Here is an 11877-nt window from a genome sequence, read left to right as displayed (position 1 = left end):
ATGGTGAGTTCAACGGGGTTCGCACGGCGCGTCATGATCGCTGCAGCGGTTGCATGCCTTGGATTGGCAGGATCGACGGGGATCGCGGCAGCCGACGCGAAGTTCCAAGGCTGGATACAGGATTTTCGTGCAACCGCGTTGAGCAGCGGCATTTCCGCCGCCACCTACAAGCGTGCCTTCGCCGGCGTGACGGAAATCGACCCGGAAGTCCTGCAGAAGGCTCAATTTCAGCCGGAGTTTACTGAACCGGTCTGGGGCTATCTCGACAACCGTGTGAATGAGCATTCGGTGCAGACGGGCCGCGAAATGGCGCGCAAGTATAGCCGCTGGCTCGGAGCGATCGAAAAATCCTTCGGGGTCGATCGCAACATCCTGCTTGCCATCTGGTCGATGGAAACCAATTTCGGCGAGATCATGAAACGCGACGATGTGATGCGCGACGCGGTGCGTTCGCTTGCGACGCTCGCCTATGCCGATCCGCGCCGGGCAAAATATGCGCGCACGCAACTTATTGCAGCGATGAAAATTCTGCAGACCGGTGACATCGACCGCAGCCATCTGACGGGTTCGTGGGCGGGCGCGCTCGGTCACACCCAGTTCATTCCGACCAGCTATCTTGCATACGCGGTAGACATGGACGGCAATGGCAAACGCGACATCTGGAATTCCGTACCCGATGCGCTCGCCACTGCCGCAAACCTCTTGCGCAAGAATGGTTGGGAGAGCGGCCGCACCTGGGGCTACGAAGTCGTCCTGCCGGCCGGACGCAAACTCCCCGGCGGCTCGCACACCATCGCCGAATGGCAGCAGCTCGGCGTCGTGCGCGCCAATGGCAAGCCCTTCCCCCGCGGCAGCGAGAAGGCGACGCTGAAGGTGCCGGACGGTCGTGCCGGCCCTTCGTTCCTGATGACACGCAACTTCTTCGTGTTGAAGAACTATAATAATGCCGATAAATATGCGCTCGCCGTGGGTCTGCTCGCAGACCAGATCGCCGGTGCCCCGGGCCTGCGCCAGGACTGGAACCGCCCGTTCACGCCGATCACCATGAAGGAGCGCGAAGAATTGCAGAGCCATTTGCGCGAACTCGGCTATTATGACGGCAAGGTCGATGGCAAGATCGGTACGAGCTCGCGGGACGCCATCCAGGCGTTCCAGAAGCAGATGGGACTTGATCCGGACGGTCATCCCAGCAAGGAAGTGCTGACCGTCATCCGGAAAAAATAGCTAAGTGACGCAGATGATTGGGTTTGGCAGGTGCAGATTGCGTTCGCGGGTGGGTTCACGTCCCGCTCTCTTGCCGGCCTGCCCTGCTGCAACGCCAACCGTCCTTCGGTCGCCGTCGCTGCTCGCGATCGCCATTGCCCTCGCCGGCACCTTCCTCTTCATCGAACATGCAACTGCCCGCACGCTGCTCGATATGTTGTTCGGTCCGCGCATCTACCGCGAAAATACAGACCGCCTGATCGATGACGGCAGGCGCGCCCGTCCGCCGAGCAAGAGCAGGCCGCCGCTAAAGCGCGCCCGCCCACGGCCGGACACGGTAAGGACATCGCCGATTCCAAACAGCGAGGCCCCCATCCAGGCAAAATTGCCCGACGCAAAGCCGGTGCTGGTCGTCGGCGACTTCATGGCCGGCAGCCTCGCGGAAGGCCTCGATGCCGCGTTCATCGATGCACCGGGCGTGCGCGTCATCGACAAGGCCGATGGGTCGTCGGGTTTCGTGCGCAGCGATCATCGCGATTGGCCGGCCTCCATCGGCGAGATGATCGCCAAGGAAAAACCGGCCGTGGTGGTCATTATGATCGGCGCCAATGATCGCCAACAATTCTCCGACGGCAAGGTGCTCCTCACCGACGACTGGACCAAGGAATACCAGGCGCGGATGAACGGCTTTCTCGATGCGGTGACGAAGGCTGGCCAACCTGTCGTGTGGGTAGGCCAGCCTGCCTTCAAATCGAAAAGCATCACCAACGACGTCCTTGCCTTCAACGAGTTCTATCGCAATGCCACCGAAAAGGCGGGGGGCACTTTTGTCGATGTCTGGGACGGTTTTGTCGATCAGAGTGGCAACTTCACCCTGTCCGGCTTCGATGTTTCCGGCCAGACGGCGCGTCTGCGCAACAATGACGGTATTGGCATGACTGCCGCCGGTAAACGCAAGCTGGCATTCTACGTGGAAAAGCCGCTGCGGCAGATGCTCGGCAATGCAACGTCGCCGGACATTGCCGCGATCAAACCGGGTGCTCCGGTACAGGCGCTGACCGGCGCGCCGGAGGCGCCCGCCAAGATCGACCGGCTTGCTCCGGTCAGCCTCAACGATCCGGAACTGGACGGTGGCACCGATCTGCTCGGCGCTGCTCCCCGTCCGGCAGTTGGCGGCGACAAATCCGCGCGCGACCGGCTCGTCATCGACGGCGTAGCGCCCGAGGGGCAGCCCGGCCGGGTCAACGATTTTTCATGGCCGAAACAATGAGGCCTCTATCGCCGTTTCTTCTTAAGACGGTGTCTTCGCTTCGGCCTCGGACGGGGCCTTGACCGGGATATAGATCACCGGCATCGGCTGAGGCTGATCGATGGCGCTGGTGGCGACGGAAGCCTTTGCGGGCGCATCGCCCTGAACGGCAGCTTCCGTGACGTCGTTGCATGCGGCTAGGCCAAGCAAGGCGGCAGTAAGCAGAATTCTCAAATACATTGGTTAAATACTCCACGACAAAATGGTCTATGAACGGTCTGGCGACCTAAATCAATTAGTCAAAAGTTTAATACTGATGGGCCCCGGGCCCGGTAAAGACGTAATCGACAGGGTTTGCGACCGGCACGCGATTTAAGACGTGCCGGCCTTTTGCGTCAGCGGGGGAGGACCGAGGAACCCATGATCGCGGCGTCGATGGCATGGGCAGCCTGGCGGCCTTCGCGAATAGCCCATACGACCAGCGACTGACCGCGGCGCACGTCGCCGGCGACATAGAGCTTGTCGACACTGGTCCGATAGTTCTTGTCGTCGGCGGAGACGGAACGATTGCCGCGCCGGTCGGCGCGCATGTCGAGAGAGCCCGAGAGCTCCTTGACGATATTGTTCTCAAATGGGCCGGAGAAGCCGATGGCGATAAATGCAAGATCGGCCCTGATGAAGAAGTCCGTTCCGGGTATAGGCTTGCGCGCCTCATCGACTTCGCAGCACTTCACATGGGTCAAGCTGCCGTTTTCGCCGATGAATTCGAGCGTCGCCACCTGGAATTCGCGATCCGCGCCTTCAGCCTGTGAGGAGGACGTGCGCATCTTGGTTGCCCAGTAGGGCCAGACGCTCAGCTTGTCTTCCCTTTCCGGCGGCTGCGGGCGAATATCGAGCTGCGTAACCTTTACAGCGCCCTGGCGGAATGCTGTTCCAACGCAATCGGACGCGGTATCGCCGCCACCGACCACGACCACATGCTTGCCCGACGCGACAATTGGATCGCTCGGCCAGGCGACCGATTCGATGTTCTCGCGGCCGATGCGCCGGTTCTGCTGGACGAGATAATGCATGGCGTCGTGGACGCCCTCGAACTCCGCGCCAGGAATGCCGGCGGGACGGGGAGTTTCGGCGCCACCGCAGTAAAGCACCGCATCATAGGTATCGATAAGCTCCTGGACCGGCTTGTCCACGCCAACGTTCACGCCGCAGAAGAAGGTCACGCCCTCGCCTTCCATCTGCGCGATTCGCCGGTCGATGAAGTGCTTCTCCATCTTGAAATCGGGGATACCATAGCGCAGCAGACCGCCCGGGCGGCTTTCCCGCTCGTAGACATGAACCTCGTGGCCGGCGCGGCCAAGCTGCTGGGCGGCGGCAAGGCCCGCCGGACCCGAGCCGATGACCGCGACATTCTTGCCGGTCTTGGCAAGAGCCGGCTGGGGAATGATGAAGCCCTTTTCATAGGCCTTGTCGGCAATCGCCTGCTCCACCGTCTTGATCGAAACCGGTACGTCCTCGAGGTTGAGCGTGCAGGCTTCCTCGCAAGGCGCGGGGCAGATACGGCCGGTAAACTCCGGAAAGTTATTGGTGGAGTGAAGATTGCGGATCGCCTCATCCCAATTGTCGTTGTAGACGAGATCGTTCCAGTCCGGAATCTGATTGTGGACCGGACAGCCCGTCGGTCCATGGCAGAAGGGAATCCCGCAATCCATGCAGCGCGCCGCCTGCTTCTTCACTTCGCTGTCCGACATCGGGATCGTAAACTCCCGAAAATGCCGTATGCGATCCGACGCAGGCTGATACTTGCCAACCTGCCGGTCGATCTCGAGAAAACCTGTAACCTTACCCATAAAACTTCTCTCCCTCGCCTCTCGGGGGACTACCCTCGCCTTTTCAGGGGTTAGGGCAGCATTTGCCCCATGCCGAGCGTCTTTGATGAGACACTCGAAGCATGGTGCTTGTTGACTTTATTCGGCTGCGACGCCCATGCGCATGCGCTCCATATCTTCGAGCGCGCGACGGTATTCGACCGGCATGACTTTCACGAATTTCGGCCGGAAGCTTTCCCAATTGTCGAGAATTTCCTTCGCCCGCGCCGAACCGGTGTAATGCATGTGGTTCGAAATCAGCTGCACAAGACGTTCCTCGTCGTGCCTCGTCATATTGGCCGAGACATCGACACGACCCTTGTGCATGAGATCGCCGCCGTGATGATGCAACTTTTCGAGAATGTCGTCCTCTTCCGGAACCGGTTCGAGTTCGACCATCGCCATGTTGCAGCGCTGCGCAAAATCACCGGCTTCATCAAGCACATAGGCGACACCGCCCGACATGCCCGCCGCGAAGTTGCGCCCGGTCTGGCCAATGACGACGACGACCCCGCCGGTCATGTACTCGCAGCCATGGTCACCCGTGCCCTCGACGACGGCAATCGCCCCCGAGTTGCGCACGGCAAAACGTTCACCGGCGACACCGCGGAAATAAGCCTCGCCCTCGATGGCCCCGTAAAGCACGGTATTGCCGACGATGATCGAGTTTTCCGGGACGATCCTCGTGTTTTCCGGCGGGCGGATGACGATGCGTCCGCCGCAAAGGCCCTTGCCGACATAGTCGTTGCCGTCGCCGATAAGATCGAACGAAATGCCCCGCGCGAGGAAGGCGCCGAAGGATTGCCCGGCCGTCCCATGGAATTTGACTGAAATGGTCTCGTCCTTGAGCCCCTTGTGCCGGTAGCGCTTGGCCACTTCGCCAGAGAGCATGGCACCGGCCGAGCGGTCGACGTTCTTGATGTCCATCTCGATCCTGACCGGGATCTTGCTTTCGAGCGCGGTCCTTGCCTGCTCGATCAGCTTGCGATCGAGAATATCGACGATCGGATGGTTCTGTCGTTCGGTCCACCGCGTCTTTTCTTCAGGCGCCTCGGGCTTGTGGAAGATGCGGGTGAAGTCGAGACCCTTGGCCTTCCAATGTTCGATTGCCTCGCGCTTCTCGAGGAGTTCGGTCTTGCCGACGATCTCTTCGAGCCGCGTGTAGCCCATTTCGGCGAGGAACTGCCGCACCTCTTCCGCCATGTAGAAGAAGAAGTTGATGACATGCTCGGGCGTACCCTTGAAGCGCTTGCGCAATACCGGGTCCTGTGTCGCGACGCCGACCGGGCAGGTGTTGAGGTGGCACTTGCGCATCATGATGCAGCCCGCCGCGATGAGCGGCGCTGTCGAGAAGCCGAACTCGTCGGCGCCGAGCAGGGCACCGATGATGACGTCACGTCCCGTGCGCAGTCCGCCATCGACTTGCAGCGCGATGCGCGAGCGCAAGCCGTTGAGGACGAGCGTCTGCTGCGTCTCGGCAAGGCCCATTTCCCACGGGCTGCCCGCATGCTTGAGCGAAGTCAGGGGCGACGCACCGGTTCCGCCATCATAGCCGGAAATGGTGATGTGATCGGCGCGCGCCTTGGCGACACCGGCCGCGACCGTACCGACGCCGACCTCGGAGACCAGCTTCACCGAAACATCCGCCTCGGGGTTGACGTTCTTGAGATCGTAGATCAGCTGCGCCAAATCTTCGATCGAATAGATGTCATGGTGCGGCGGCGGCGAGATAAGGCCAACGCCGGGCGTGGAATGCCGGGTCTTTGCCACCGTTGCATCGACCTTGTGACCGGGCAACTGTCCGCCCTCGCCGGGCTTGGCACCCTGCGCCACCTTGATCTGCATCATGTCGGAGTTGACGAGATATTCCGTCGTCACGCCGAAACGACCCGATGCCACCTGCTTGATGGCCGAACGTTCCGGGTTCGGCTTACCGTCCGGCAGCGGGTAGAAGCGGTCGGGTTCTTCGCCGCCCTCACCGGTGTTGGACTTGCCGCCAATCCGGTTCATGGCGATGGCGAGCGTCGTATGCGCCTCGCGGCTGATCGAGCCGAATGACATCGCGCCCGTCGAGAACCGCTTGACGATCTCCTTAGCCGGCTCAACATCGTCGATCGATACCGGCTTGCGGCCCGCATCTGTTGCCAATCTGATCTTGAAAAGGCCGCGAATTGTCTGCGCACGTGCCGACTGGCTGTTTACGAGGTCCGAGTATTCTTTGAACGTTGCGGCCGATTCCGTGCGCACCGCATGCTGCAGCTTGGCGACCGCATCGGGCGACCACAGATGTGCCTCGCCGCGAATGCGGTAGGCATATTCGCCGCCGACCTCAAGCGTGCTCGACAGGACAGGATCGTTGCCGAACGCATCGCGGTGACGGCGCACCGTTTCCTCGGCAACTTCTTCAAGGCCAACGCCCTCGATGGTCGTCGCCGTGCCAAAGAAGAAGCGGTCGACAAAATCAGTCTTCAGGCCGACGGCGTCGAAAATCTGCGCACCGCAATAGGACTGATAGGTGGAAATGCCCATCTTGGACATGACCTTGAGGATGCCCTTGCCGATCGACTTCATGTAGCGCGACACGACTTCCTTGGCATCGACCTCCGGCGGGAACTCCCCGCGCTTGTGCATGTCGAGCAGGGTGTCGAAAGCGAGGTAAGGGTTGATCGCCTCCGCGCCATAGCCGGCGAGGCAGCAGAAATGGTGCACTTCGCGCGGCTCGCCCGATTCCACGACGAGACCCACCGAGGTGCGCAGACCCTTGCGGATCAGGTGATGGTGGACTGCGGCCGTCGCCAAAAGAGCGGGGATAGGTATGCGGTCCGGACCAACCTGGCGGTCGGAAAGGATGATGATGTTGTAGCCGCCATGGACGGCCGCTTCAGCTCGGTCGCACAGGCGTTCCACCGCACCGGCGAGACCGGCAGCACCTTCATCGACGCTATAGGCTATGTCGAGCGTCTTCGTATCGAAACGATCTTCGGTGTGGCCGATGGAACGGATCTTCTCGAGGTCGCCGTTGGTCAGGATCGGCTGGCGCACCTCCAGCCGCTTGCGGCGCGAGGAGCCGACGAGATCGAAAATGTTCGGACGCGGGCCGATGAACGAGACGAGGCTCATGACCAGTTCCTCGCGGATCGGGTCGATCGGCGGGTTGGTGACCTGGGCGAAGTTCTGCTTGAAGTAGGTATATAGCAGCTTCGACTTGTCCGACATGGCCGAAATCGGCGTGTCAGTGCCCATCGAACCGATTGCTTCCTGGCCGGTGGTCGCCATGGGCGACATCAGGAGGCGCGTGTCCTCCTGCGTATAGCCAAACGCCTGCTGGCGATCGAGAAGGCTCACATCCTTGCGCAGCGCGCGCGGCTCGACCGGGCTCAGTTCTTCAAGGATAAGCTGCGTGTTCTTCAGCCACTGCTTGTAGGGGTGACGGGTCGCGATTTCTGACTTGATCTCCTCGTCAGAAACGATGCGCCCCTTCTCGATGTCGATCAGCAGCATGCGACCAGGCTGCAGGCGCCACTTCTTGACGATCTTTTCTTCCGGCACCGGCAAGACGCCGGCTTCCGACGCCATGATGACGTAATCATCATCGGTCACGATGTAGCGCGCGGGACGCAAGCCGTTGCGATCGAGCGTCGCGCCGATCTGGCGGCCGTCGGTAAAGGCGATCGCCGCCGGGCCATCCCATGGCTCCATCAGCGCCGCATGATATTCGTAGAACGCCTTGCGCTCTTCCGACATCAGCTTGTTGCCGGACCAGGCCTCGGGAATGAGCATCATCATCGAATGCGCGAGCGAATAGCCGCCCTGGAACAGGAACTCCAGCGCGTTGTCGAAGCAGGCGGTATCGGACTGACCCTCATAGGAAATAGGCCAGAGCTTGGAGATGTCGTTGCCGAAATACTCGCTGTCGACCGAGGCCTGGCGTGCCGCCATCCAGTTGACGTTGCCGCGCAGCGTGTTGATCTCACCATTGTGCGCGACCATGCGATAGGGATGCGCCAGCTTCCATGACGGGAAGGTGTTCGTAGAAAACCGCTGGTGGACAAGAGCAAGCGCGCTTTCAAAGCGCGGATCCTTCAGGTCCCTGTAGTAGGCGCCAACCTGATAGGCGAGGAACATGCCCTTGTAGACGATGGTCCGCGCCGACATCGAGACGACGTAGAAATCACTCTCCTTGCCGCCGTTCTCCTGGTAGATGCGGTTCGAGATGACCTTGCGCAGGACAAAGAGCCTGCCCTCGAAATCCTCGTTGGTTTCGATATTGGGATTGCGGCCGATGAAGACCTGCCGGTGGAACGGTTCGGTCGCCGCAATATGCGGTGCCTTTGACAGCGAGGAATTGTCGACCGGAACGTCGCGAAAGCCAATCAGCGACTGGCCTTCCGAAGCGATTACCTCGGAAATGACGGTTTCGATATGCGCCCGCTCTTCCGCATCCTGCGGCATGAACAGGTAACCGACCGCATAATGGTTGACCGGGGGCAGTTCGACACCTTTTTCGGCCCATTCGGCCCGGAAAAACGCGTCGGGAATCTGGACGAGCATGCCCGCGCCATCGCCCATGAGCGGGTCGGCGCCAACCGCACCGCGGTGGGTGAGGTTTTCGAGCATGAACAGGCCGTCTTCGATGATCTTGTGCGACTTCACGCCCTTCATATGCGCAACGAAGCCGACGCCGCAGGCGTCATGCTCATTGCGCGGATCGTAAAGGCCCTGTTTTGACGGAATGCCCGATGATTTATTGGTTTTGACCGCACGAGTCTGTACGGCCTGAGCAAGTTCAGTCGTTACAGATGGCGTCAAATCCGTCATCGTCAATTCCTCCAATTCGGCCCGTTGCGGGCGGTCAATCTCTCATGGGACGGAATAACATAATTTCAGTCCCGCCTCGGTGCGGCATATCTTCCGGTTGCAGGCTGCGGTCACCATTCTAGGGACGGAAGCAAGATTGCCCACCATCCCGTTTCGGTTCACGCAAATAGGACAGCAATGCTGTCTTATTGTGGTATGCCAGAATAAACGCCATCACACAAGATGGAAAAGTAAAAAATATGCGCACTGCGCGAAACATCATTGCGCAAAAGACCGCCAAAGTATCGCGATAGTTTCGGTTAGGGTGATTTCCGCCAAAAAGGCCAAGGAAAACAGCTGCTTCCCCCGCAGCCTCATGCGAGCATGGCTTTCCACGCGTCTGCTAAAGGGATATGCCAGCCGCATCAGATCGTACTGCAGGACAATCTCATGCATTTTGCTTCCGACAATTGGGCCGGCGCCCACCCCAAGATCGCTGAAAGCCTCGTCAAGAATGCAGGCGGCTTTGTGCCGGCCTATGGGTCGAGCGCGCTCGACAAGGCAGTGGAACAAACCTTTTGCGAGATATTCGAACGTGAGGTCGCGGTTTTCTTCGTTGGAACCGGCACGGCGGCCAACTCTCTGGCGCTCGCAAACTTTGCCAAGCCTGGCGGGATGACATTCACGCACCGGGAAGCGCACCTTATTGGCGATGAGGCCGGGGCTCCCGAATTCATCAGCGCAGGCGCGCGCCTGCGTCCCGTCGATGGGGCGACCGGACGCATGGATTTGAATAACCTCAGATCCGCTCTTGAACCCGTCACGCCCGGTAACGTCTTTATCGGCCAGGCGATGGGCGTGTCTATTACCCAGGCCACCGAGATCGGAACGCTCTACGAACTCGCCGACATTGCCGCGATCTCCGCGCTCTGCCGCGAGCACGATCTGCCGCTGCATATGGATGGCGCCCGCTTTGCCAATGCGTTGGTCTCGCTTGGGTGCTCGCCGGCAGACATGACCTGGCGGCAGGGTGTGGACATCGTCTCGTTCGGCGGCACCAAGAACGGCTGCTGGTGCGCCGAAGCGCTGGTGTTCATGGACCCGGCAAAAGCGGAGGGCTTCCCCTTCCTGCGCAAGCGCGTCGCCCAACATTTTTCAAAATCGCGTTTCATCGCCGCCCAGTTCGAGGCTTACTTCGCCGGTGGCCTATGGCTGGAACTTGCGGCCCACGCCAATGCCATGAGTGCCCGCCTCGCTGGCCATATTCGCGCATCAAAGCAACTGCGCCTCGCCTGGGAGCCACGCGCAAACGAGGTGTTTCCCGTGATGCCAAAAGAGACCGCGGCAAAACTGCGGGAAGCCGGCGCTGTTTTTCACGATTGGCGAGCGCCGCATTTTGAAGGAAGAGTTGCCGCTGAAGGCGAATCGCTCGTTCGGCTGGTGACGAGTTTTGCAACGACGCCGGATGAAGTAGACCGCTTCGGCGCTCTCATCGCATGAAAAAAGCGGCGCTTTCACGCCGCTTTCTCCCGTTACACCTGCCAATAGCTTAGCGGGCGGCTTTAGCTTCGATCTGCTTGGCTTCCGTGTCCGACAGGGAAGTCACGGTAATCTTGCGCGGCTTCATCTCTTCCGGGATTTCGCGCTTGAGATCGATGTGCAGCAGGCCGTTTTTCAGGCTGGCACCACTGACCTCGACGAAATCGGCAAGATGGAAGCGGCGTTCGAAAGCCCGCGAAGCAATGCCGCGATAAAGCGTTTCGGCATTTTCATCGGTTTTCTCGGCATTCTTTTCGCCGGTGACCTTCAGCTGGTTGCGATGAGCCTCGATCTGGATCTCGTCCTCCGAGAACCCGGCAACGGCCATGGTGATGCGATAGGCGTTGTCGCCGGTCCGCTCGATATTATAGGGCGGATAGGTCTGAGCGCCTTCCGGCTGAGCCAGCGAATCAAGAATGGTGAACAGCCGGTCAAAGCCGACGGTAGAACGGTAAAGGGGTGAGAAATCAACGTGACGCATGTTTAAGCCCTCCTTTAGAGCGACAATGTTTGCGTGTTTTGGTTCGATTGAAAGCTCCCGCAGTGGCAAGCCTTCGTGAACCAGCGACCCCGTTATGGCGATCACAACGTCTATTTGGTTAGGCATTTTCTCGATTTCAAGGGCGCAACAGGCATCAAAAAGTCCAGCGCCAGCGTGGCGATCCCGGCGGGCAGATGAACGCAAAATGAACATGTTCTTCGGAATACGTTCAGCTCGATGCCGCTAAACCTACACTCAATCTGGCATTCGATCCGACACGACAAAGGACTTTGAAATGAAAAAAACCGTTCTTGCGCTCACCTCAGTGGCGCTTCTGATCACCGGCTTCTCGGCTTCGGCTTTCGCCGATGGCCGCTACTACCGGAACAGCGCGCCGGCGATCTACGTGGACGACGAAGATTACAATGATGGCTATCTGGTACAGGACCGCCGCTACTACGAAGGCTATCGCGATGACCGTCGCGACCGGTTCGGACCGCGCGATGTTACCCGCATGCTCGAACGGCGCGGCTACAGGGTGCGCGATGTGAACTTCGATCGCGGTCGCTACTTTGCCCGCACCTCGCGCCGCGGCGAGCCCGTCCTTGTCGTTGTATCACGTGACGGCGACATTCTTGAAACCCGGCGCATGGGCCGCGATCGTTACTACGACCGTCCGAAGAGCGGCTTCAGCATCGAAATAAATCCGGCTTACTGATCAAACAAGCCGCGATCGTTGC

The 11877-nt window shown here is 60.0% G+C and carries 8 protein-coding genes; 4 read left to right on the top strand and 4 right to left on the bottom strand.

All coding sequences use genetic code 11. The features are described 5' to 3' along the window. Entirely contained in the window at window positions 1-1224 is a 1224-nt protein-coding gene (locus GF108_RS12890) for a lytic murein transglycosylase (RefSeq protein WP_153668324.1), read from the top strand. Window positions 1225-1261: 37 nt separating this feature from the next. Then, complete coding sequence (locus tag GF108_RS12885; RefSeq protein WP_172982636.1) at window positions 1262-2473, top strand: DUF459 domain-containing protein; 1212 nt, start codon at window positions 1262-1264, stop codon at window positions 2471-2473. A 21-nt stretch (window positions 2474-2494) separates the two neighbouring features. On the opposite strand, the gene GF108_RS12880 is transcribed toward GF108_RS12885, so the two are convergent. The 3 genes from GF108_RS12880 to gltB all read right to left on the bottom strand — a co-directional run bounded on the left by GF108_RS12880 (window position 2495) and on the right by gltB (window position 9138). Further along, complete coding sequence (locus GF108_RS12880; RefSeq protein ID WP_153668322.1) at window positions 2495-2692, bottom strand: hypothetical protein; 198 nt, start codon at window positions 2690-2692, stop codon at window positions 2495-2497. A 155-nt stretch (window positions 2693-2847) separates the two neighbouring features. Continuing rightward, window positions 2848-4302: a glutamate synthase subunit beta gene (locus tag GF108_RS12875; RefSeq protein ID WP_091925422.1), complete on the bottom strand. Its 1455-nt coding sequence runs from the start codon at window positions 4300-4302 to the stop codon at window positions 2848-2850. A 117-nt stretch (window positions 4303-4419) separates the two neighbouring features. After that, window positions 4420-9138, bottom strand: coding sequence for a glutamate synthase large subunit (gene gltB, locus GF108_RS12870; protein ID WP_153668321.1), 4719 nt, complete (start codon window positions 9136-9138; stop codon window positions 4420-4422). 429 nt (window positions 9139-9567) lie between these two features. Here gltB and GF108_RS12865 point away from each other — a divergent pair, with 429 nt between their 5' ends. Next, window positions 9568-10617, top strand: coding sequence for a low specificity L-threonine aldolase (locus GF108_RS12865; protein WP_153668320.1), 1050 nt, complete (start codon window positions 9568-9570; stop codon window positions 10615-10617). Window positions 10618-10666: 49 nt separating this feature from the next. Here GF108_RS12865 and GF108_RS12860 read toward each other — a convergent pair whose 3' ends face one another. Continuing rightward, entirely contained in the window at window positions 10667-11137 is a 471-nt protein-coding gene (locus GF108_RS12860) for an Hsp20 family protein (RefSeq protein WP_153668319.1), read from the bottom strand. A gap of 295 nt (window positions 11138-11432) precedes the next feature. Between GF108_RS12860 and GF108_RS12855 the strand changes: the two genes are divergently transcribed. Continuing rightward, window positions 11433-11855 carry a hypothetical protein gene (locus tag GF108_RS12855; RefSeq protein ID WP_153668318.1) on the top strand — a complete coding sequence of 141 codons (423 nt, stop codon included), beginning with the start codon at window positions 11433-11435 and terminating at the stop codon, window positions 11853-11855. Window positions 11856-11877: the final 22 nt, after the last annotated feature.

Origin of the sequence: Phyllobacterium sp. SYP-B3895, from assembly GCF_009647635.1 — a bacterium.
Taxonomy (GTDB): domain Bacteria; phylum Pseudomonadota; class Alphaproteobacteria; order Rhizobiales; family Rhizobiaceae; genus Phyllobacterium; species Phyllobacterium pellucidum.
The sequence above is the reverse complement of the archived record's forward strand: the minus strand, read 5'-3'. Positions and strand labels throughout refer to the sequence as shown.